Annotated in this window: 18 protein-coding genes and 2 pseudogenes; 13 read left to right on the top strand and 7 right to left on the bottom strand. The window is 44.8% G+C overall.

All coding sequences use genetic code 11. From position 1 onward, the window contains the following. Positions 1 to 2: 2 nt before the first annotated feature. On the top strand, positions 3 to 326 hold the full coding sequence (gene grxD, locus QT996_RS22715) for a Grx4 family monothiol glutaredoxin (RefSeq protein ID WP_333042762.1): 324 nt from the start codon (positions 3 to 5) through the stop codon (positions 324 to 326). Between the two features lie 307 nt (positions 327 to 633). Here the strand turns inward: grxD and QT996_RS22710 are convergent, their stop codons facing one another. Further along, on the bottom strand, positions 634 to 882 hold the full coding sequence (locus QT996_RS22710) for a DUF6761 family protein (RefSeq protein WP_006634037.1): 249 nt from the start codon (positions 880 to 882) through the stop codon (positions 634 to 636). Between the two features lie 593 nt (positions 883 to 1,475). Between QT996_RS22710 and QT996_RS22705 the strand changes: the two genes are divergently transcribed. Next, entirely contained in the window at positions 1,476 to 2,210 is a 735-nt protein-coding gene (locus tag QT996_RS22705; RefSeq protein ID WP_333049152.1) for a response regulator transcription factor, read from the top strand. A gap of 26 nt (positions 2,211 to 2,236) precedes the next feature. Here QT996_RS22705 and QT996_RS22700 read toward each other — a convergent pair whose 3' ends face one another. Together QT996_RS22700 and QT996_RS22695 are read right to left on the bottom strand one after the other, a co-directional pair. Continuing rightward, positions 2,237 to 2,587 carry a 4a-hydroxytetrahydrobiopterin dehydratase gene (locus QT996_RS22700; protein WP_333049151.1) on the bottom strand — a complete coding sequence of 117 codons (351 nt, stop codon included), beginning with the start codon at positions 2,585 to 2,587 and terminating at the stop codon, positions 2,237 to 2,239. Positions 2,588 to 2,854: 267 nt separating this feature from the next. Beyond that, the gene (locus QT996_RS22695; RefSeq protein WP_333049149.1) at positions 2,855 to 4,222 is read right to left on the bottom strand and encodes an aldehyde dehydrogenase; all 1,368 of its coding nucleotides are present in this window, start codon (positions 4,220 to 4,222) and stop codon (positions 2,855 to 2,857) included. Positions 4,223 to 4,384: 162 nt separating this feature from the next. On the opposite strand from QT996_RS22695, the gene QT996_RS22690 reads away from it, so the two are divergent. Beyond that, a complete protein-coding gene (locus tag QT996_RS22690; RefSeq protein ID WP_333049147.1) occupies positions 4,385 to 5,305 on the top strand; it encodes a glycine betaine ABC transporter substrate-binding protein in 921 nt (306 codons plus the stop codon). Between the two features lie 5 nt (positions 5,306 to 5,310). Here QT996_RS22690 and QT996_RS22685 read toward each other — a convergent pair whose 3' ends face one another. Then, entirely contained in the window at positions 5,311 to 5,562 is a 252-nt protein-coding gene (locus QT996_RS22685) for a DUF4926 domain-containing protein (protein WP_333049146.1), read from the bottom strand. Between the two features lie 209 nt (positions 5,563 to 5,771). Next, positions 5,772 to 8,045, bottom strand: a complete 2,274-nt coding sequence (locus tag QT996_RS22680; protein WP_333049143.1) for a bifunctional (p)ppGpp synthetase/guanosine-3',5'-bis(diphosphate) 3'-pyrophosphohydrolase — start codon at positions 8,043 to 8,045, stop codon at positions 5,772 to 5,774. A 454-nt stretch (positions 8,046 to 8,499) separates the two neighbouring features. Here QT996_RS22680 and patD point away from each other — a divergent pair, with 454 nt between their 5' ends. From patD to QT996_RS22645, 7 genes are all read left to right on the top strand, one after another. Further along, entirely contained in the window at positions 8,500 to 8,898 is a 399-nt protein-coding gene (patD, locus tag QT996_RS22675; protein ID WP_333049139.1) for a heterocyst frequency control protein PatD, read from the top strand. A gap of 45 nt (positions 8,899 to 8,943) precedes the next feature. Then, a complete protein-coding gene (locus QT996_RS22670; protein WP_333049138.1) occupies positions 8,944 to 9,528 on the top strand; it encodes a zf-TFIIB domain-containing protein in 585 nt (194 codons plus the stop codon). 510 nt (positions 9,529 to 10,038) lie between these two features. Beyond that, complete coding sequence (locus tag QT996_RS22665; protein ID WP_333049136.1) at positions 10,039 to 11,712, top strand: ABC transporter ATP-binding protein; 1,674 nt, start codon at positions 10,039 to 10,041, stop codon at positions 11,710 to 11,712. A 126-nt stretch (positions 11,713 to 11,838) separates the two neighbouring features. After that, complete coding sequence (locus tag QT996_RS22660) at positions 11,839 to 12,912, top strand: RNA polymerase sigma factor, RpoD/SigA family (protein WP_333049133.1); 1,074 nt, start codon at positions 11,839 to 11,841, stop codon at positions 12,910 to 12,912. A 176-nt stretch (positions 12,913 to 13,088) separates the two neighbouring features. After that, positions 13,089 to 13,580, top strand: coding sequence for a GNAT family N-acetyltransferase (locus QT996_RS22655; RefSeq protein ID WP_333049132.1), 492 nt, complete (start codon positions 13,089 to 13,091; stop codon positions 13,578 to 13,580). Positions 13,581 to 13,822: 242 nt separating this feature from the next. Then, on the top strand, positions 13,823 to 14,029 hold the full coding sequence (locus QT996_RS22650; protein WP_333049131.1) for a glycogen debranching protein: 207 nt from the start codon (positions 13,823 to 13,825) through the stop codon (positions 14,027 to 14,029). Positions 14,030 to 14,403: 374 nt separating this feature from the next. Continuing rightward, on the top strand, positions 14,404 to 15,399 hold the full coding sequence (locus tag QT996_RS22645; protein WP_333049129.1) for an AEC family transporter: 996 nt from the start codon (positions 14,404 to 14,406) through the stop codon (positions 15,397 to 15,399). A gap of 112 nt (positions 15,400 to 15,511) precedes the next feature. Here the strand turns inward: QT996_RS22645 and QT996_RS22640 are convergent. Continuing rightward, positions 15,512 to 15,745 (bottom strand): annotated as a pseudogene (locus tag QT996_RS22640) (transposase); the annotation flags it as partial. 60 nt (positions 15,746 to 15,805) lie between these two features. On the opposite strand from QT996_RS22640, the pseudogene QT996_RS22635 reads away from it, so the two are divergent. Further along, a pseudogene (locus QT996_RS22635) lies at positions 15,806 to 16,214 on the top strand (IS1 family transposase); the annotation flags it as partial. 17 nt (positions 16,215 to 16,231) lie between these two features. On the opposite strand, the gene QT996_RS22630 reads toward QT996_RS22635, so the two are convergent. Then, the gene (locus QT996_RS22630) at positions 16,232 to 16,387 is read right to left on the bottom strand and encodes a hypothetical protein (RefSeq protein ID WP_333049127.1); all 156 of its coding nucleotides are present in this window, start codon (positions 16,385 to 16,387) and stop codon (positions 16,232 to 16,234) included. Between the two features lie 564 nt (positions 16,388 to 16,951). Here QT996_RS22630 and QT996_RS22625 point away from each other — a divergent pair. Next, positions 16,952 to 19,750, top strand: coding sequence for an ATP-binding protein (locus QT996_RS22625; RefSeq protein ID WP_333049126.1), 2,799 nt, complete (start codon positions 16,952 to 16,954; stop codon positions 19,748 to 19,750). 1 nt (position 19,751) lies between these two features. After that, on the top strand, positions 19,752 to 21,656 hold the full coding sequence (locus tag QT996_RS22620; RefSeq protein WP_333049123.1) for an EAL domain-containing protein: 1,905 nt from the start codon (positions 19,752 to 19,754) through the stop codon (positions 21,654 to 21,656). Positions 21,657 to 22,054 lie beyond the last annotated feature (398 nt).

Here is a 22,054-nt window from a genome sequence, read left to right as displayed (position 1 = left end):
CCATGACTACAGCAGCACATGAAAGAATTGACGAGTTGGTTAAGCAAAACAAAATCATGGTGTTTATGAAGGGCAATAAGTTAATGCCCCAGTGCGGTTTTTCTAATACTGTGGTGCAAATTCTCAATACTTTGGGAGTGCCTTACGAAACTGTTGATGTTTTGGCCGACCAGGAAATTCGTCAAGGCGTTAAAGAGTATTCCAACTGGCCGACAATTCCCCAAGTTTATATCAACGGCGAGTTTATTGGCGGCTCGGATATTATGATCGAGATGTATCAAAAGGGCGAATTGCAAGAAGTTGTAGAAGTGGCTTTGGCTTCTTAAATTAGACAGAACAAACATATCCCCGACCTCTTAAAGAAGTCGGGGATATAACAGCAATCGGGTTTTACGTTGAATTAAGTTAATTTACTTAATTACTTGTGTCCAGCCAGAGCCGGGGAAGGCAATGCGGTCGGCTCGGCATCCAATTTTTAGGCTCCGAAAGCGAGGCCGAGCCTCTGGACATCGGTTCCCAGGCAGAGCCAAGGAACCCGTTACAATTCCCAATTCCCAATGCCCAATTCCCAATTCCCAATTCCCAATTCCCAATTCCCAAATCATCAAGGGTTTATCAAACCGAATTTGCTATTTAATAGTAGTCTGCTTCAGTTTGTGTCTGTGGCATTGCAAAATTGGAGGGGTCGTGAATGTAACGTGCTGCTTCTTCCTCTAGTCTGTGAATCAAATAGGGTTCCAGACCGTTGGAATGCCGCAGGGCTGCTAAATAGCCGTCTAAGTAAAGCCGCAGGTCATCGAAGCGATAACCTCTATTCCACATTTCGACGAGGGCGTCGGTGAGTTTTTGGTAGTGCCGGATTGTTTGGGTGTCTTGTAGCATAGTGTGAGATTGAAATCCTTTGTGGTGTATAATGACGGCGGGATTTAGGAACGGCCTCGATTGATGCTGAGTGGCTCAGCTTAAGGCTATTTCTAAATAAAAGTTTTTACCCTGCTCAACAGGCTACCCTCCATAAAAAATTTCACTCGTTGCAATGCAGTTGCTCGACTTTTTGCGCGCACCTAGATAATTCGCTGTGCGTTTAATGGAGTCGGGATGTTGCTGAATTTTGCGGTTAAAGTGTCTGAGTGTTCCGGCTACCGAGCGAACGGTTGGAGGAATTCTAGTTTCACTTGCGCGATTTGTCAACCTCCTGGGAGTGGGGGCTGGGTCGGGGGGATCGCTTTGGGCAGGCGGTTGGGGCATGGGGTCGATCGGCTTTACACTGTCTTATTTTCATTGTAAGCTCATCGCCAGAATGATTTAACCTTTCTGCAGGCTGACCCTGCCAAATTAACCCAATATTTAAAATTCCTAGCCGAGGTATGTCCGCTGCTTTAAATCCAGCTCATGCTTGAGTAGCGATGGTTACAAAAGCTTGACAAAAGCTCTGTTAACCTTGTAGCAATTAGTGATATGGGAAGCTCGCCTCTGTGGAATCTGCAAGTATTTCAATTGTTGAAGGGAATCCGCACCTGCGATCGCTCTTGGGCTGGCATCTACAGCAAGTCGGTCACTGGGTGCACCAGTCAGCGGATATCAGTCACGCTAGGGAAATATTTTTCAGCCGTCAGCCAACCCTAGTCATTCTGGATGCCCAATTGCCGGATGGGGACGGTTTGGAATTTTGCAACTGGCTGCAACAGCAGCAGCAGTCGCTGATTTTGATGCTGTCAGCGCGGAATTCGGAATCGGATATTGTTGAAGGTTTGAAGGCGGGGGCAGACGATTACCTGACTAAACCCTTTGGGATGCAAGAGTTTATGGCGAGGGTGGAAGCTCTGATGCGCCGCAACCGCACGATGGTACCGCCGGCGACGCTGGAGTGCGGGTTGCTGAAAATTGATTTGGTGCAGCGCCGAGTCAGGTTGTACGAGGAACATATTGAGCTGACTCCCCAGGAATTTAGCCTGCTGTACGTGCTAGCTCAAGCTGGAGGAGTGCCGCTGTCGCGCTCGGATTTGCTGCGGAGGGCGTGGCCCGATGCGATTGATAACCCCCGGACGATCGACACTCACGTACTCTCTCTGCGTAAAAAAATCGAAATCGACCCGCGACAGCCGAGCCTGATTCAAACTGTACGGAATGTCGGCTACCGACTGAATCTGGAGTTTTTGAATAATGCCAATCAACCGCATTCCCCAGTGCCCAGGGCAGTGCTTTCTTAGACTACGATCGGGCTATAAGTCTGATTTTATTTTGGGAATTGATTGGCGATCGCATCTGTTTTCGCAGCCATAATAAAATCATTCCGGTGCAGTCCAGAAATCTCGTGAGTCCACCAAGTAACGGTAACTTTTCCCCACTCGGTTAACAGTGCGGGGTGATGTCCTTCGGTTTCTGCTGCTTCGCCGACGCTGTTTGTAAAGGCGATCGCACTTTTGAAATCCGGGAATTCGTAGGTGCGTTCTATTTGGGGAATGCCATTTTTTTCGATGAAATTCCAGTCGGGAATTTGAGGTTTGAGTTGGACAATTTCGTAAGCTGTGACGCGGGGAGAGTTTGGGCGGCAGGCGGCACAGCGTTCTTTTGCTAAAGGTTCCATAAATTGCTTGTTAGCGATCGGATTCTAAAAGATATTATAGACATTTCTCATGTGAATTATTTTGGATGGGGCAACTGTTATTTAGGAGTGACGTACAGAGTGTGATGGAAATCGTTCAAAAAACAGATGAGCAATCATTTAAAATTTATGGAAATAATCGTTCACCGTGGAATCGCTTAACCGATAATATCAGGAAGGGGCGGGTTGATTGGGCTATCTTGCTGATATTGTAAACGTTGGCGAACCCGCCCCTGCAAGTGCGATCACTCAACCGATAATTTTCTTAATCAAATCCAACTTACCTAGATAGGGAGCGTACCGCCATTTTAAGTCAAGTAAAAATGACTTTTGCAGCACGCTTTTTTGATGCGAAAAGGTGTCAAAACTTGCTTTGCCGTGATAGGTGCCGATGCCGCTGTCGCCAACTCCGCCAAAAGGTAAACTTGTTACTCCGACTTGCATAACCGTGTCGTTTATGCAAACTCCGCCTGAAGAAGTTTCCCGCAAAACTCGCTCTTGTTTCTCTTTATCCTTCGAGAACAAATACAAAGCTAGGGGTTTGGGACGGGCGTTGATTTGGGCGATCGCCTCCCCGAAATCATCATACTCCAAAACTGGCAAAATCGGCCCAAAAATCTCATCCTTCATCACAGGCGCATCCCAGGAAACTTTGTCGATAACCGTCGGTGCAATATATTTATCTTCCGGGTTTGTTTGACCGCCGACGACAATTTCTCCGTCTTTGATAAACTCTGCCAAACGTCCTAAATGATGCTGATTGATTATTCGGGAATAGTCGGGACTTTTCTGTGGCTCATCGCCGTAAAATCCGTGAATTGCTGTTTTAATTGCTTTCATCAAATCCGGTTTAACTTTTTTATCAACTAACAGGTAATCGGGAGCGATACAAGTTTGACCGGCATTGATGAATTTGCCCCACGCAATGCGTTTAGCAGTGTATTCAACTTGAATATCTGAGTCTACAATGCAAGGAGTTTTGCCGCCTAATTCTAATGTGACAGGTGTCAGGTGTTTGGCGGCGGCTTCCATGACTATTTTACCGATTTTTGTGCCGCCTGTAAAGAAGATGTGGTCGAATTTTTCGGCTAATAATTGTTGGCTGATTTCGACTCCTCCTTCGACGGCTGCTACATAAGCGGGATCGAAGGTTTTGGTAATCATGTCGGCGACAACAGCCGACGTGTGCAAGGCGATTTCTGAAGGTTTGAGGATGGCGCAATTGCCTGCGGCGATCGCCCCGACCAAGGGTGATATCATTAGCTGAAATGGGTAATTCCAAGGCCCGATGATTAAAACTACGCCCAAAGGTTCAGGGTAAATGCGGGCCGATGCTGGGAATTGATCGATCGAAGTAGGCACTTTTTTCGGCTTTGCCCACGATTTAACATTTTTGATGGCATAATTAACTTCTGCGATCGCAGCAATTTCAAAATAAGCCTCGTACTCCGGCCTGTTCAAATCAGCCTTGACAGCATCCACAATCCGTGATTGATTGGAAACGATCGCACTTTTGAGGTTTTTCAGTTGTTCGATCCGAAAATCCACATCCTTAGTTTTCCCAGTAGCAAAAAATTGCCGCTGCCGCTGGATAATATCGCTGACTCTGATTACCATATTTATTCCTCCATGTCTATCAATAAATGTTACAACAGGAAAACGGAACTTGGGTAAAGTGCGATCGGTGTTAGATTCCCGACTTCTTCAATAAGTCGGGGATATTGGCTTTATGCTATAACTTATAAGGTATTAAGTGTAGATTTTAATGTGAGTTAAGTCATGAAAATCTCTAAAAACGATTTTTTTTTCTATTCCTGCTGGCTGCTTTGCTTGCTTGCAGTAGCAGGATGTACCTCTAAGCCCCAAAAGCAAGTTGTCATCTGCTCGAAAGACTTTACCGAACAAGTCATCCTCGCAGAAATTTTAGCACGCCATATCGAAGCTAAAACAGATATCAAAGTAGAACGAGAACTGAATCTCGGCGGCTCGCTTTGCCATCAATCTCTAATAACAGGTAAAATCGACTTGTATGTCGAATACACGGGCACTGCTTACGCCAACCTGCTCAAACAAAAGCCGATTTCTGACCCCAAAAAAGTCCTCGATTACCTCAAACAAGAATATCCCAAACAGTTTAAAGCAGAATGGACGGAACCACTGGGATTTAATAACAGTTTTGCGATTATTGTCCGGGGAGACGATGCCAAAAAACTCAATTTACAAACTCTCTCGCAACTTGGGAAAGCTGCACCTAACCTCCGGGCTGCTTTCGGCCCAGAATTTAAGGAGAGAGAAGATGGATTTCCCGGATTAGCTAAAACTTACGGGATTAAGTTTCGAGAAGAACCGAAGGAGTTGCTGTTAGGATTGCTTTATCAAGCGCTGCAACAAAAAGAAGTAGATGTGATTGCTGGTAATACGACGGACGGTTTGATTCAAAGTTTAGGTTTAGTAGTTCTCAAAGATGACAAGAACTATTTCCCGCCCTACGAAGCAGTTCCGGTTGTGCGATCGCAAATTTTGGAAAAATACCCGGAATTGCGTCCAGTCCTCGCAGAATTGGGCGGCAAAATCTCCGAGGAAGATATGCGACGACTCAATTATCAAGTTGATAAGAAACAGCAGGAAGCTGGAGAAGTAGCCCAGGAGTTTTTGCAGCAAAAGCTGGGCGAGTCAAAGCCAGTAACTCCGGCGAAATAAACGGTTTAAATTTTAGTATATTCTCCCGTCAGCCTACTTTTCTTTCGTTGCAAAACAGCAGCTTTTATTGCTTCTATTTGCGACTCTGCAACTTCAACCGTAATTGCTTCGACATTGAAACCCTCTAAGCTATAACTGTCTTCTTCACCTTCAGGCATCGGGTAATGCTCAACAATAGTTGCTGTAGCACCTTTTTGTAGATTGTATTTGGGAATGTCTTCGCGCAATGCTACCTCTGAAAAAAATTCAAATTTCATGGGATTAACCTTTTGTTAGCGCATGGTAAGGTGCGCCGCGCGCGCACCCTACAATACAGTTATATCGTTTCCGCTAGCATCGGAATTATTAGCCAAAATTAGGACACGGCAATGCCGTGTCCCTACAATATTATTTTCGGTAGGGACACGGCATTGCCGTGTCCTCTATATCATTCCGATGCAACCGGATTTGATATTAGACTGCACTCCTAACTCACTTGACTCAGCCGCCGCAAATTCAAAATATCGCTCATCTTTTTAATTTGCATACAAGTCCGCTCGAACTGTTCCTTATCCTCAATATCCATGCACAAGTCAATTAATGCGGGCAAACCGGGATAGGTTTTTACTTGAGCGCTGCGGACGTTGACTTTGTTGTCCTTTAAATGCGACAATACATCGTTAAGAACTCCTACTCGATCGAGAGCCTCAATTTGAATGTTGACTGCATAAGTATTCGGGCGGCTAGCATTGCGATCGCTCGAATTCCAACTCACAGGAACTAACCGATCGCCCGGTACGCTCTCAACATTTGAACAGCCTTGCCGGTGAATCGAAATTCCGCGAGTGCGAGTCACAACTCCAATAATTGCTTCCCCAGGAATGGGACAACAACAGCCGGATAAATGGTAGAGCAATCCCTCTACACCTGCGATCGGCGATTTGCTCGGAGATGAACTCGGTACTGGTTTCGGTGTCGTCGATGCAGGTATTAGCTGGGGTACTTCCTGTCCTCCTGCGGGAGCAGCTTCAATTTTTTGCTGCACTTTTACTAAATCTCGCAGTCGATTTACTACGAGATTTAGAGTCACTTCGCCGTAGCCCAAACCGGCGATTAAATCTTCGACGCTGTGGTAGTTGCAGCGCTGAGCCACAGACTGCATGGGTTCAGATTTCAGCAAAGATTCTAAGCCGTTTTTACCTAATTCTTTTTCCAGCAATTCCCGTCCCCGAGCGAGATTTTCATCTCGGTGCGATCGCTTCAACCACTGACGAATTCGGTTTTTTGCTCCGTTTGTCTTGACAAAATTTAGCCAGTCGGAACTCGGATGACCATTCTTTTGGGTCAAGATTTCTACAATATCGCCGTTCTTTAAAACCTTGTCTAGTGTTACCATTCGGCCGTTTACTCTGGCACCGGTGCAGCGATTGCCAATTTCTGTGTGAATGCGGTAAGCAAAATCTACGGGAGTGGACCCGCTATTGAGAGCAATCACGTCTCCGTTAGGAGTAAAAACGTAGATATCTTCGTCGAATAAGTTGTCCTTAATGCTTTGTAAATATTCGCGATCGTCTTTGAGGTCGCTTTGCCATTCAAGGAGTTGTCGCAGCCAAGTAAATTTTTCGTCGTCGCCGGTGACTTTTGTGTTAGAACCGCCAGTTTCTTTGTATTTCCAGTGGGCGGCAATGCCGTATTCTGCAATGTGGTGCATTGCTACGGTGCGAATTTGCACTTCGATGGGGCGGCCGCTGGTTCCGATTACTCCGGTGTGCAAAGATTGGTAGCGGTTGGCTTTTGGTAAACCGATATAATCTTTAAAGCGACCGGGAATCGGGCGGAAAGAATCGTGGACGATCGCCAAAGCCCGATAACAGTCATCATTGGTTTCTACTATGATCCGCACCGCCGCAATATCGTACACTTGCTTAAACCCTTTTTGGCGGCGCTGCATCTTCCCATAAATCCCGTACAAATGTTTGGGACGACCGCTAACTTCGTAGCATTTAATGCCTAAATTGTCAAGCCTTTCTCGCAAACTATCTGTGACTTCTGCGAGTTGAGTTTCTCGATCGCCTCGCTTCTCGGCTACCAATTCCTGAATTTCGCGGTAAGCCTCCGGTTCCAGGTATTTAAACGCTAAATCTTCCAATTCCCACTTAAAGCGGCCAATACCCAAACGGTTCGCTAGGGGAGCAAAAATATCTCGGGTTTCTAGGGCAATAGTGCGCTGCTTTTCCTCGGACAAATGCTCCAAAGTCCTCATGTTGTGCAGCCGATCTGCAAGTTTGACGACAATGACGCGAATATCTTTAGCCATTGCTAGGAACATTCGGCGGAAATTTTCCGCAAGGCGCTCTGTTTTGCTGGAAAAATTAAACTTAGAAAGCTTGGTGACACCTTCAACCAACTGTCGCACTTCCGCACCGAACCGCTGTTCTATTTCTTCGAGAGTAATATCCGTATCTTCAACAATGTCGTGGAGGAAGCCCGCTGCAATCATGACGTTGTTGCCACCCATATACCGGAGTATTCCAGCGACAGCTACCGGATGGCAAATGTAAGGTTCTCCTGATTTGCGGTATTGTCCTTCGTGCAAGTCGCGGGCAAATTCAAAGGCCCGACAAATTAAGCTGTCGTCAGCCGAACAATTCGGGTTAGGGCCCGCATCAGGCTGCGATCGAGTATTTAGGCATTCTTGCAGCCAATCGGGAACGACGGCAGGATCGATCGAAGGAGAGGGAGTCAGAGTGTTCGCGTTCATGGGGTACACCTTTAAAACTTAGAAATACAAATGGTTAAAAGCCGGTTTCCGGTTGAATTGCCGAAATTATGTGTTTAGTTATACTAAACTACTTGAAGACCACAATTTGCAATTCAAAAAAATAGTCGATTTTTGTGTTAACTATACCTATCTAATTCCGAGTCGCCCCCCCTCGCAGGTAGGAAAATATAGTGACATCACTGCCGCCGCCGCAGTCTGTCGATCGGGTAAAATAAGTATATTTTGGCGGTAGCATTTGAGGTAGCGGGCGATCGGCATTTACGGGCAACGCTCAACTAAAAGCAGGAGCCAGAAGGGTCGAGTCAGGGCAGCCAATCAAAAAAAGTTCTCAAAAAACAGGGAATTGCTGCAAAAAGGCACGGCTTCCCTGAATATGAGCAAACCTTAAGCAAGAATCTACTTTGATTATAAATACAAATTTGTTTACAAAATCATGATATTGTCCGAAGACCGCCGCCAGTGCTACCAACAATTAAAGCAAGCACTAGAACAACTACAAAGAACTGCTGCACAGGATAATCTGGATCGGGCCGCGCTGGCGATCGAATACACAAAAGTGCAACAATTTTTCGGAAACCAAATTATGAGAGCCGAAAGCGATGAGTTAGACGCCTCAGAAACACCCCCAGAGCAGTCCTATTTGACGGAAATTCACAAGCAACTGCGGTTATTGGGGACAGATGTCACGTTTTTGCAAGCGTCGCGCCAGCCAGCGACAGTAAAGGCGAGGCAAACTGCGGCGATCGCGCGGCTTAACACGCTAATTGGCTACTGTGGCGCGCTGCTGCAAAAAAATTCTGGTTCTTCAGGGCCCGCCGAGATACAGAATTAATAATTGAATTAACAGGGAATTAATAAGGCAAGGAGAAATAAAGCGGTGGAATGTCCAAAATGTAAACATCCCAATTTAGAAGGCGGCACCTTAGCCGGCAGTATGTCAGTGCAGTGGTGTCCCAACTGTTACGGTATCTGGATTCCAGGGAGAGAATACGAAGCTTGGCAAAAAGAGCAGAGCCAGTGGTACAACAAATCCGAGAAGCCTGATGCGACAGCGACTCTCGGCATAGAATTCACGCCGTCTGTCTACGACAGCAAAGCAGCGCTGTGTCCCGAAGACGGTCACTATCTGTCGCGGGCGAAAGTTCCTTTCAGCAGAGTGCCCTTTTACATAGAGCGCTGTATGTTGTGCGGGGGCATTTGGTGCGATAACGGCGAGTGGGACATTCTCGAAAGTCTGGGATTCCACACCGAGATTGACAAGATGTTTTCTCCGAATTGGCAAGCTAAGGCCCGGGTGCAAGAACTCGCCTCTCGGGAACGTCAAGTGCTGACTGAGAAGCTGGGGCCGGATATCGCCGGATATGTGTTGGAACTCGCGGAAGTTTTAGCAGACCATCCTCACGCAGATTGTGCGGCTACTTACATACTGCGGAGAGCTGAGTTGAAGCGAAGGGAAATTTAGTCAGTTGACTGTTGACAGTTGACTGTTGACGGTTGACTGTTGACTGTTGTTATTAAGCGGTTGGTCGGTTAATGATGTAGTAATAAAATCTTTGTTAGTAGCAATTTATATTGGTATTTACAAACTGTTGACGGTTGACTGTTAACGGTTGACTGTTGACTGTTGTTAGTAAGCGGTTGGTCGGTTAATGATGTAGTAATAAAATCGTTGTTAGTAGCAATTTATCTTGGTATTTACAAACAGCCTATCGGTCTCTTGCCAATAACTAATAAGTCCTGAAAAATACTAATAACTAACAACTAACCGCCCGTATATTGATAAATAATAAATAACAACAGACAACAGTTAACAGTTAACAGTCAACAGACAACCGACAACAGACAACAGTTAACAGTTAACAGTTAACAGTCAACCGTCAACCGTCAACTGTCAACTGTCAACTGTCAACTGTCAACAGACAACAGACAACAGACAACCGACAACCGACAACAGACTAAGGACTAAGGACTAATGACTAATGACTCTTCTCTATTTTCCGTTGACAATCTGCGAGTAGCTTATCCTCAGCGGCGGGGCCAATCCGGTTGGGCCGTTGACGGGGTTTCCCTGACGCTGAAACCGGGGGAAAAGCTCGGATTAGTTGGGGAGTCTGGGTGCGGTAAGTCAACTTTGGGAAGGGCGGCGATGCGGTTGCTGCCGGATTCAACGCTGATTGAGGGGCGAGTTAGTTTTGCTGGAGAGTCAGTGTTTGATATGAATGCTTCGCGGCTGAGACGGTTTCGGGGCGAAGCTGTAGCATTGATTTTTCAAGATCCGATGACTCGTCTCGATCCTTTGATGACTGTAGGAGAACATTGCATCGAGACTTTGCAAGCTCACAGACCGAATTTGGATCGCAAGCAAGCTAAGAAACGGGCGATCGCAACTCTGGAAGCTGTGAAAATTCCCGCGTCTCGCTGGTCGCAATTTCCCCACGAATTTAGCGGCGGAATGCGGCAAAGAGTAGCAATTGCTTTGGCTCTTTTGCTCGATCCCAAATTAATTGTGGCCGACGAACCGACTACAAGTTTGGACGTAACTGTCGCCTCTCAGATTTTGCAGGAATTAACCAGACTTTGTGAGGAACGGGGAACGGCTATTTTGTTGATTTCTCACGATTTGGCGATGGTGGCTGAGTATTGCGATCGCATTGCGGTGATGTACGGCGGTAAAGTCGTAGAAACAGGGCCGGTGCAAAACGTTTTTGAAAAGCCGCAGCACGAATATACTCGATCGCTCCTCAAAGCAGCTTTGCACATTCAAGCCGATTCTGACAAAGGGTTAGCATTCGAGGAAATCAAGACTGAAGTCGTTACTGCAAACTTAACAAATTCGCCTCTTTTGACCGTAACGAATTTGCAGCAACACTACAGTTTAGAAAGCAATTTATTAGATCAGTTGTTTTCCAGGAATCGCCAGGTAATTAAAGCAGTAGACGGCGTTAGTTTAGAGCTACAACGGGGAGAAACCCTAGGGCTAGTGGGGGAGTCCGGCTGCGGCAAAAGTACCTTGTCACGGACAATTTTGCAGCTAATTACCGCGACTGGCGGCAAAGTGGAATTTCAAGGAATAGATATAACTGCCCTGAACCGGGATGCTGTGAGGAAGCACCGCCGCGAAATGCAAATGATTTTTCAAGACCCCCACGCTTGCCTGAATCCGATGATGACTGTCGGCCAAAGTATTGCTGACCCTTTGTTTATTCACAAATTAGCTAATGGTAGCGAAGCTAAAAAACAAGTAATCCAAATGTTAGAGCGGGTGGGTTTAACTCCAGGGGAGGATTTCTTTCGCCGCTATCCGGGGGAATTGTCAGGAGGACAACAGCAGCGAGTTTCGATCGCCCGCGCTTTGATTACTCGGCCGCAACTGATAATTTGCGACGAACCCGTGAGTATGCTGGATGCCAGCGTGCAGACTCAAGTATTAGAGTTGATGTTGGAGTTGAAGCAGGAATTTAATTTGACTTATCTGTTTATTACGCACGATTTGTGGGTGGCGAGATTTTTTTGCGATCGGATTGCGGTAATGAATGCTGGAAAAATTGTTGAAATCGGTAAGACTAGGGATATTTTTACTAATCCGCAGCACCCTTACACTCAGCAATTATTGCAGGCTGCTCCTTTACTGGCTCGAACTCAATAAAAAGGTCTAAAAGTGGGGCCATCTAATTTCTGTCACGGGCTTCTAGATGGATTTCGGAAATTTCCGGTTAAATTGGTTAAAGTTAAGGGATACTTTTCAAATCATTCCACCGACACCAAGCACCATATGGCAGAATCTGACCTAGGCAGTTTTGCGGTGGCACCCGAAGCCTCATTCGCGATCGCAGAGGATGAGGACACCGAGATCGATCGTCCGACCGTAACTCGATCGTCAGCATACAACAACTGGTCTGCCGACGATCCCGTGGGAGCTTTGTTCAAGGAAATGGCTCGCTATCCTCTACTGACTGCCACCGAAGAGGTGGAGTTGGCGCGCCGCGTTCAAGAATTGGTAGCCCTGGATGAACTAGAACAGCGTTTGCAGCAGGAATTCGACAGAGTGCCGACAAAAGCTGAAATCGCAGCGGCTTTGGGGGTGAGCGAAACTCAACTGCAACAGCTTCGCCATCAGTGTCAGTCGGCGAAACGGAAAATGATCAGCTCGAATTTGCGCTTGGTGGTTTCGATTGCCAAACGCTATCTCAATCGGGGCGTGCCTTTTCTCGATTTAATTCAGGAAGGAGCTTTGGGTTTGAATCGGGCTGCCGAAAAGTTCGATCCGGAGAAGGGTTACAAGTTTTCTACTTATGCCTATTGGTGGATTCGCCAAGGAATTACCCGGACAATTGCCAATCAAGGGCGGACGATTCGCTTGCCGGTTCACATTGTCGAACAGTTAAATAAACTCAAAAAAGTTTATCGGGATTTGAGGCGTTCTCTTCAACGCAATCCAACTGAAACTGAACTTGCTAGAGAACTGCAAGTTACTTGCGAACAGCTTCGCTACCTCCAGCAAGTACGTCGGCAATCTTTGTCTCTCAACCACCGCATCGGCTCAGAAGAAAGTTCGGAACTTTTGGATGTTCTCGAAGATAACGCGACGCAATCTCCCGAAGCTCAAATGAATGAGATGATGATGCGCCAAGATATTTTGGAGGTGTTGGACAGTATTTTGACTGAGCGGGAAAAAGAGATTGTTGCTATGCGTTATGGTTTGCTGACCGGCGAACCTTACACTTTAGAAGAGGTCAGCAGTTTGTTCAATTTGTCCCGGGAACGAGTCCGTCAAATTCAAAATAAGGCAATGCGAAAGCTGCGCCGCCCTCAAGTGACGGAACGATTGAAGGGCTGGTTGAAATAAAGTAAAAAACATTGAGTTGGCATTTTGAAAAATCTTAAAATTATTGTGGGGTGGCACTCTGAGGCCACCGTAAATATGCTGGTTTAAGGTGGAAAAACTTAATTAAAAATTACAAATTAAAAATGTCTTGATGTGGTATTTTTAATTGTTGATTGTCGCGTACTACTTACTTATTTATGTCTTCTGAGGTAATTTTGCGTCCAGCTACCCGCGCCGACGTGCCGGTGCTGTTTGATTTGATTAAAGCTTTAGCTGAGTACGAAAAATTATCTCATGCCGTTACTGGCAATGCCGTTGATTTGGAGCATCATTTGTTTGGCGATCGACCTTTTGCGGAAGCGATTTTAGCCGAGTGCGAAAATCGAGTGGTGGGCTGGGCGCTGTTTTTTTACAATTATTCTACTTTTTTGACTCAGCCGGGAATATATTTGGAAGATTTGTTTGTGATCCCTGAGTTTCGAGGGCGGGGAATTGGCAAGTCTTTGATAGTTTATTTAGCGCAGTTGACAGTAGAAAGGGGCTGCGGGCGTTTGGAATGGAGCGTTTTGGATTGGAATGAATTGGCGATCGGATTTTACAAGGGTATCGGTGCTGATGTGATGCCCGACTGGCGGATTTGCCGGGTTGCGGGCGAGTCTTTGGCAACTTTGGCATCCAAACAATTGTAAAAACCCCTCGATAAGACTCGGCGATTGCAATCGATCCTACAAAAACTTTCGTCCCTCTGGCTTGAGACTAAGAAATCAAGGTGTGTACCGCGCGCCTTACAACGAATCTGTAGGGTGCGCCACAAGCACCTTACAACAAATCTGTAGCGCCTCAAATCTTGGGTTGCGTAAATCCGAGTAGATAATTGGCAAAACTATAGGAAAATTTAAATAACAGTAGATTTTGATTGAGAGAGTAGATCGTGATTATTTGGGTAAACGAGCAAATCGATCCGTCGGGTATTCTTTATTCTTGTATTGCTTGTTGCGATGAGACTCAAGCAAAGGATTGCCACGAATCTTTTGAGAACAATTTGACGGCTGAGCAAAAACAGCAGGGCTGGGTTGCTACTTTGCGGACTGTTAGTTCTTGGGATGAGGTGCCTGTTAATGCTTTGAAATTGAATTAATGAGTGCAAGTCATCAGTAGCTTTAGTCTCGCCCTGTTTCCGTTCGAGAGAAATGGCAGGAAAACGTGGGACATCAGTTCGTCCAAGGCAAGATAACTCGATCGCACATTTATCAAATTAACAGAGGTTTTGTGAATCTGAAGGCAAAAAGCTGCAAGCATTTGGGGCTGCCAGTCTGAGGATTGTGCCCTGCAAGGTGCGGGAATTTGGGCGGAAATTCTCGGGCTGGCACTGCTGCGAACACGGTAGGAGGAAAAAGCGTGCAAGTGCGATCCTCTTCGAGGGCTCCGCTAACGATAAGTCGCATTTATTAAACGGGCTTTAGCATTACTATTAATACATAAAGGCATTTCCAATTGTCAAGTTAAATTTTTATGATTGAAACCTTATTTCACGCTTATACGCCTCTAGTTATCTGGACTGGCTTAGGATTGCTGCTGTTTCGGTACATCCCAGTTGATTTTCCCAAGCTGCTGAGCCACTTTCTTTTCTGGATTGGGATACCGCTGCAAATTCTAGTTTTAGCCCGTCAGAGCGATTTTTCAGGTGCTGTGGGATTCACGCCGGCGATCGCCCTATTCGTGTTATTTTTGAGCACGAGTTGTGCTTGGCTGACTTGGGTATTATTGCGGAGGCTGAGTGCGGCCCACATCAAAAAGCCGTATTTTCAGGGCAAAAATTCTCTAGTAAATTTATTTTTATTAAACTTTAATTCTCTGAAGCGATCGAGCGAAGGGAGTTTTATCTTAGCTGCGATGTTAGGGAATACGGGCTTTGTTGGATTAGCAATCACCCCGTCTATAATCAGCACCGATAACAGCAACTGGGCTGTATTGTACAGCGTCACTAACAACGTTATTGGAACTTATTGTTTCGGTGTATTTATTGCTAGCTATTTCGGGAACTCTGAGCAAAAAAAACACTGGTGGACTCAGCTCCGGGACGTACTGACAGTTCCCGCCCTGTGGGCATTTTTAATTGGTTTTTATACTAGAAACATCCCCCTGCCCGAGACAGTGGAATCGGTATTGCAGACTGCTGTTTGGGTGGTAATTGCCAGTGCTTTGCTGCTGGTTGGCATCCGGCTGAGGTCTATTAAGAAATGGGAAAGTTTTGAACTGGCCTTAATCCCGTCGCTGTTAAAAGTGGTAATTGTGCCGGTGCTGATCGGATTGGGTGCTAGTTATTTCGGATTGAGTGGCGATCCGAGGTTCGTGTTGGTGTTGATGTCGGGAACGCCCACAGCTCTTTCTGTGCTGATTTTAGCAGAAGTCTACGAGCTCGATCGCGATTTATTAGCTAGCAGCATCGCCATCACTTCTGTCGGGTTGCTGTTGATGCTTCCGCTGTGGTTAGCTGGGTTTAGTTGAAGTTGGGCGATAGCGTCGGGCGTCTGGGAGTTAGAAACCGGGTTTCTTTTCAAAATCTCGGTAAGGATGCGTAAATTATCGCAGAAACCCGGTCAGGGTAAGAGCATCTCCATCATGCTTGACAAAAGCACTTGAGAATTTGCATCATATAGTCATCATTCATCGCAGCCCGTTTTCTTTTTGGTCGCAAGCTACGTTTAAGAGTTGTTTCTTGATTGACAGCATTAAGTGCCATCCGTCTTACTATAGCAAAATTGTGAGGGCTATTTAACGAACGAATACGACATTTATATTCATTAAAGGTAACATCTAAACTCCCCTACATTTGGTTTTTAATGCTCCAATGTTGAGGCTGAAATAACTCCACAAGTGGGATAATTAGATGAATGAGAAACATTTGTTAGCTCAAAAAAAAATCTGGTTGTTGACAGCAGTAGACCATTTTAAACCAGGTATTATAGGATGGGTTTTAGGCGACCATAGTGCCAAAACCTTTGAACCACTATGGGAGATTGTTAATAAATGGAAATGCCATTTTTATGTGACAGATGGGTGGAAAGTTTACCCGAAGTTTATTCTCGATGGCGAGCAGATTCCACGGCAAAACATATATGATAAGAGTTGAGGGTGAAAATACAAGATTAAGGCATTATTTGGCTCGCCTAAAACGCAAAAGTCTTTGTTATTCTAAATCAGACAGCAAGTTGCTAAGATATTCAATTCAGTTACTAATTCACTATCTAAAATTTGCAGATTTTCCAGTTCCGTATCAAAATCAAAGAAATCATTTTCGCTTGTCTGCGATCGCACTATAAGTTTATCATACCTTGATTCAGCAACGCCCAAGTAGCTGTGGCTGCTGAGCAATCAAGTTCAGCAGCCAGTTCCCCAACGGTGTCCGTTCCCCTTGGGGAATGTCAATAGCTAGGTAGGGAAGTGTCATATTTTGATTTAACCAGATTTGGGAGAGGAATGCTACAACAAGCATGAAAGTGTTTTCCTCGCTTCAGTACACCTGATTGACGAGGAGCGCCTCTACCAGTGGTTATTGAGCAGTTACGACTTACGCATAGAACCGCCAAACCCTTTTTCCAAGAGGGCTTTCAAGTGCCCAGTTTTTTGAAGCGGTTCCCCCCCTTTTTAAGGGCAGCACGGGGAAGCTGGGTTTTAGACCCTATAGTTCGTAAGTTCTGACTATAGTTGTATGCTTAGATCAATTAGTATTGAGGTCAAGACCTACAAGTGAATGAAGGTGTACTCAATATCCATGAAATCTGCAGGTAGGCTTACACTGCAACCCCAAGCAAAATATAGCATTTGACATTTATGGAGATTTCGTCTCACATGGGGGAACTTTTTTTTTTTCATAAATTTGCAAACTGTATCAGTATTACCCACTCATTTCAGCCCGGTTATTCAACAATAAGATATCCTTAAACCACTTGGCGTTCAAGAGAGGCGAAATCAATAATTTTCCTATAGCTGACTTTAAATGACCAAGGGTGAGCGACTGTTGTTATTGAAATAATCCAAATACCAAAGTGACTCCGCCATGACACTAATCGCAAGTGAGAATGAACTTGCAAAAAGCCCTCAAAAAATCCCGCTGCGCGTCGTCTTAGTCGTACCATTCGTCCTGCAAATCTTTGCCGCTGTGGGACTGACAGGTTGGCTCTCGCTACGCAACGGCAAAACAGCCGTCAACAACGTTACTAGCCAATTACGAACGGAGGTAGTCGCCCGCATCAATCAACAATTAAACACTTACTTGGAAACGCCCCATTTGGTCAATGCCATCAGCGTCGATGCCATTCGCCGCTTTGGATTATGGAATCCAGAGAATATGGGTTCGATGAGAAGTTACTTCTTCTGGCAGCTCAAGCAATTTTCCACCGTTAGTTACATCAGTTTTGGAGGGGAAAGAAAAGAATATGCGGGTGCTGGATATAAGGATGATGGCAGTGTTGTTATTGAAATAACCGATCGCTCTACTAATTTTATTAATACGATTGTCCGCGTAGATAGAGAGGGCAACCCGACTCAGTTTAAGGAAACCCACCCAGACTACGATCCCCGCATCCGACCATGGTATAAAGCCGCAAAAGTTGCAGGCAAACCCCAATGGAATAAAATTTATCAATATTTTATTCAACCTAGCCTAGGAATCTCCGCTAGCCAACCTGTTTACGACAAAAATGGCACTTTCCGAGGAGTTGTAAGTACCGATCTGTTTCTCTCAAAAATCAGCGATTTTCTCCAAACTTTAAAAATTGGTAGATCGGGAAAGACTTTCATCATAGAACGCTCTGGCTTGCTAGTAGCTTCATCCACCGCCGAACAGCCATTTATTAAAACCAAAAATAGCCAAAAAACGCAAAGATTAAAAGCGATTGAAAGCAGCGTACCTTTGATCAAGGGTACAGCGCAACATTTAATAGAACGCTTTGGTAACTTCACCGAAATTGACAGCAACCAGCAACTAAATTTCATCCTAGATGGTCAGCGGGAATTTGTGCAAGTATCCCCATTCCAAGATGGTCTAGGTCTCGATTGGCTGATTGTTGTAGTCGTTCCCGAAGCCGACTTTATGGAGCAAATCAATGCCAATACCCGCAGCACTATCCTACTCTGCGTTTTAGCGTTAGTGCTAGCGACGTTGTTAGGAATTCTCGCCTCCCGTTGGATTACCCATCCTATTTTTCGTTTGAGTCAAGCGAGTCGAGCGATCGCTAGCGGTCAATTAAACCAAAAAGTAGACGTAAATGGGATAGATGAACTGGCAGTTCTTGCTCAATCTTTTAACCAAATGGCACAGCAATTGCGCGAGTATTTTGCTGCTTTAGAAAACACCAATGCAGAGCTAGAAAATCGAGTAGAAGAACGAACAAGTGAGCTAAAAGAGGCCAAAGTTGCCGCTGATACTGCTAACAATGCCAAGAGCGAATTCCTCGCGAACATGAGCCATGAACTCCGCACTCCCCTGAACGGAATCCTAGGATACGCTCAAATTATGGAACGCGATAAAACTACCACTCCTAAACAAAAAGATGCTATCCAAATTATTCACCAGTGTGGTTCGCACTTACTCACTCTGATTAACGATATTTTAGATATTTCTAAAATTGAAGCCAGTAAAATGGAACTTGACAGTTCCATTTTTAATTTTTCTTCTTTTGTGATCGGGGTTGTGGAAATGTGCCGCATCCGAGCTGAAGAAAAAGAAATTACCTTTAGTTATCAAGTATTAAATCAACTTCCTAACGCTGTCAAGGCTGATGAAAAACGACTGCGCCAAGTTTTGATTAACCTTTTGGGCAATGCTATTAAATTTACAGAAAAAGGTGGTGTTATTTTTAAGGTAGGCGTAACAGGTGAGGGGGAAGACTCCGACCAATCACCACGTACTAAAATTCGTTTCCATATCCAAGATACTGGGATTGGAATGGCACCAGAACAGTTAGAAAAAATATTTTTACCCTTTGAACAAGTCGGAAATAGCCAGCACAAGTCAGAAGGCACTGGGTTAGGATTAGCGATCGCACAGAAAATTGTTCAAATGATGGGAGGCGAAATAAAAGTCGAAAGTATATTCGGTCAAGGCAGCATTTTTTCCTTTGATTTAGAGTTAACTCAATCATCTGAATTTATTGCTCACCCTTCGCTAAATACTTCACTTAATTTAACGGGTTTTAAAGGAAATAAAAATAAAATTTTGTTAGTAGACGATCTATTACAAAATAAAAATTTTATTAGAAGTTTTTTAGAGCCCCTAGGTTTTAAAATCATGGAAGGTTGTAATGGACAAGAGGGTTTAAATAAAGCCATTGATTTTCAACCCGATCTGATTATCACAGACTTAGTGATGCCAGTAATGGATGGATTTGAAATGTCGCGGCGCTTCCGACAGTCATCAGAATTTAAGGATGTAATATTGATAGCATCCAGCGCCAGCGTGTTTGAATTCGATCGGCAAAATAGCCAAGAAGCAGGTTGTAACGAGTTCCTGTCAAAGCCTATCCAAGTAGAAGAATTGCTAGAAGTATTAAAAAAATACTTACAAATAGAATGGATTTACGACCAACCTGCGGATTTGGCTAACGCACATCAGGAAGGTTTCACTGATTTATTAAACGTTCAGAGTGGTGAGCTTGTGATACCACCATCAACAGAGCTGGTAGCGCTGTTTAATGCGGCTCGGATCGGCGATATTGAAGTTGTTGAGCAGGAAGCCAATAGACTCAAGCAGATAGACGGAAACTATTTACCATTTTCTAATAAAATATTGCAATTTGCGAAAAATTTTGAAGAAAAAGAACTACTAGCTTTTATGAAGACACATTTTGGAAAATAAAATGCTTAACCAAAAGGAAAATGTAATTTTAATTGTTGACGATAACCCGAATAACCTAAAACTTCTGTTCGATTTTTTGAAGGATTCAGGCTTCAAGGTTTTAGTGGCTAAGGATGGGGAAAGTGCTATTGAGAAGTTACAAGAAGTTTCGCCAAATATCATATTGTTAGATGTGATGATGCCGGGGATAGATGGCTTTGAAACCTGCTACCGCTTAAAAGCATCGGTGGTCACGAAAGATATCCCTGTGATTTTTATGACAGCTCTTACGGATCGGGTGGATAAGGTTAAAGGTTTGTCAATGGGGGCAGTAGATTATATTACCAAACCCTTTCAGCAAGAGGAAGTCCTGGCTCGCGTGCAACTACACCTGGGACTGCGAAATTTGACCAAGACGCTGGAAGAGCAAAATGTGCTTCTGAAAGAAGAAATTGAAGCGCGAAGAGAGGCGGAAGCAGCCTTGCAGAAACTCACTTCTGAGTTAGAGCAACGGGTGGCTTCTCAAACGGCTGAACTTAGACAAGCCGTCAATGAGCTTCAACAGGCTCAAATTCAGTTGTTGCAAAGGGAAGAAAAATTAGGACATGATGCTTTTCACGACGCGCTAACGGATTTGCCTAACCGCGCTTGGTTTATGAATCGGCTGCAACAGGCGATCGACTTGTCGTACAGACGTGAAGATTATCTATATGCGGTGCTATTTATTGACCTAGATCGCTTTAAAGTAGTCAATGATAGCCTCGGACATTTGGTTGGGGATGAATTACTAAAAAGCGTTGCTCGTCAACTGCAAGCTTCTTTGCGCCATACAGATGCAGTTGCGCGGTTTGGAGGAGATGAATTTGTGATCTTGCTAGAAGATATTAAAGATATTGATGAACCAAACAGGGTGGCTGAACGCATCCAAAATCAATTAAGGCAGCCGTTTAATTTGAATGATTATGAAGTATTTACCGAGATCAGCATGGGAATTATCGTTAGCACAATGGGTTACGATCGCCCAGAAGACATACTCAGAGATGCGGATATCGCAATGTATTATGCTAAAGCTCAAGGCAGAGGGCGTTACGAAGTTTTCGATCCAGCGATGCAAACTGTGGCGAGGACGCGCTTGCAGTTGGAGAACGACTTGAGAAGGGCGATCGCACTACAAGAATTTTGCGTTCACTACCAGCCAATTGTCTCGCTTTCTACGGGGCAAGTGAGTGGCTTTGAAGCTTTGGTGCGCTGGCATCACGCATCTGGCATTATCTACCCGCCTGCTGAGTTTATCCCTGTGGCTGAAGAAACTGGTTTGATCAATGAACTGGGGTGGTGGGTTTTGCAGGAAGCTTGTCACCAAATCGGTATTTGGCAGCAAGAGTTTCCCCAAACACCTCCCTTGGCGATTAATGTTAATCTTTCCGGCGTGCAGCTAAAGCAAGTAAATCTACTCAATCGAATTGAGGACATTTTGCAGCAGACTGGCATTCCAAGCTACTGTCTAAAACTAGAGATTACTGAAAGTTGCATTTTAGAAACAGTATCCAGGGAAGAAAAGATGTTGAAGCAGCTAAAAGCTTTAGGCATTCAGTTGTGTATCGATGACTTTGGTACGGGCTACTCTTCTTTAAGCCGCTTACACGAGTTTCCCATTGATACCTTAAAGATTGACCGCTCTTTTGTGAGTCGCATTGGGGTAGACAACAGTGGCGTAGAAATTATCCAGACAATTGTGACGCTGGCTCGCAGCCGAGGTATGGATATCGTTGCAGAAGGTATAGAAACGCCAACACAGCTACAGAAACTGCGAGATTTGGGGTGTGAATTGGGGCAAGGATATTTATTTTCTAAGCCTGTAGACAGCTTCAAGGCAACCGAACTATTAGGCTTAAAAGTAGGGGTAGTAAGCTGGCCTGCCATCTAGTTTGGTCGCAATAAATTTTATGAATTTATTGTGAGAAAAGCCCAAAAGCCTACTCTCATCATGCGAACTCAATTCTGCTGGGAATTAATACTTAGTTTGGGTGGGATTTTTGATATTTTATGGATTAATAAAATTTACCTCATGCCCGAACGTTAATTTTTAGGAATTCCTAACGGGTTTATGCTCAGTAACACATAATTTCCGATATTTTGATTCACTATTGTTTCGGACGATCGACTTCGAGTCGGACTCTTGCAGTGTATGCTCTCCGTTGGGGGGTGCGGAATCTGGGATTGTGCGGATTTGGTATCAAAAGCTATCTAATACCATTTTTTTAAAGATGTGATAGACTTGTGTAAAAAGTAAAGGAGAGAATTACAATGTCTGGTCGTCCTCAT

Origin of the sequence: Microcoleus sp. S13C4 (genome assembly GCF_036700865.1) — a bacterium.
Classification (GTDB): domain Bacteria; phylum Cyanobacteriota; class Cyanobacteriia; order Cyanobacteriales; family Microcoleaceae; genus Microcoleus.
The sequence above is the reverse complement of the archived record's forward strand: the minus strand, read 5'-3'. Positions and strand labels throughout refer to the sequence as shown.

Coding starts and splice junctions, on each gene's coding strand:
- QT996_RS22660 (WP_333049133.1), top strand. CDS start 11,839: ATGGCAGAATCTGACCTAGGCAGTTTTGCGGTGGCACCCGAAGCCTCA.
- QT996_RS22695 (WP_333049149.1), bottom strand. CDS start 4,222: ATGGTAATCAGAGTCAGCGATATTATCCAGCGGCAGCGGCAATTTTTT.
- QT996_RS22665 (WP_333049136.1), top strand. CDS start 10,039: ATGACTAATGACTCTTCTCTATTTTCCGTTGACAATCTGCGAGTAGCT.
- QT996_RS22710 (WP_006634037.1), bottom strand. CDS start 882: ATGCTACAAGACACCCAAACAATCCGGCACTACCAAAAACTCACCGAC.
- QT996_RS22680 (WP_333049143.1), bottom strand. CDS start 8,045: ATGAACGCGAACACTCTGACTCCCTCTCCTTCGATCGATCCTGCCGTC.
- grxD (WP_333042762.1), top strand. CDS start 3: ATGACTACAGCAGCACATGAAAGAATTGACGAGTTGGTTAAGCAAAAC.
- QT996_RS22700 (WP_333049151.1), bottom strand. CDS start 2,587: ATGGAACCTTTAGCAAAAGAACGCTGTGCCGCCTGCCGCCCAAACTCT.
- patD (WP_333049139.1), top strand. CDS start 8,500: ATGATATTGTCCGAAGACCGCCGCCAGTGCTACCAACAATTAAAGCAA.
- QT996_RS22655 (WP_333049132.1), top strand. CDS start 13,089: ATGTCTTCTGAGGTAATTTTGCGTCCAGCTACCCGCGCCGACGTGCCG.
- QT996_RS22685 (WP_333049146.1), bottom strand. CDS start 5,562: ATGAAATTTGAATTTTTTTCAGAGGTAGCATTGCGCGAAGACATTCCC.
- QT996_RS22645 (WP_333049129.1), top strand. CDS start 14,404: ATGATTGAAACCTTATTTCACGCTTATACGCCTCTAGTTATCTGGACT.
- QT996_RS22690 (WP_333049147.1), top strand. CDS start 4,385: ATGAAAATCTCTAAAAACGATTTTTTTTTCTATTCCTGCTGGCTGCTT.
- QT996_RS22625 (WP_333049126.1), top strand. CDS start 16,952: ATGACACTAATCGCAAGTGAGAATGAACTTGCAAAAAGCCCTCAAAAA.
- QT996_RS22620 (WP_333049123.1), top strand. CDS start 19,752: ATGCTTAACCAAAAGGAAAATGTAATTTTAATTGTTGACGATAACCCG.
- QT996_RS22630 (WP_333049127.1), bottom strand. CDS start 16,387: ATGCTTGTTGTAGCATTCCTCTCCCAAATCTGGTTAAATCAAAATATG.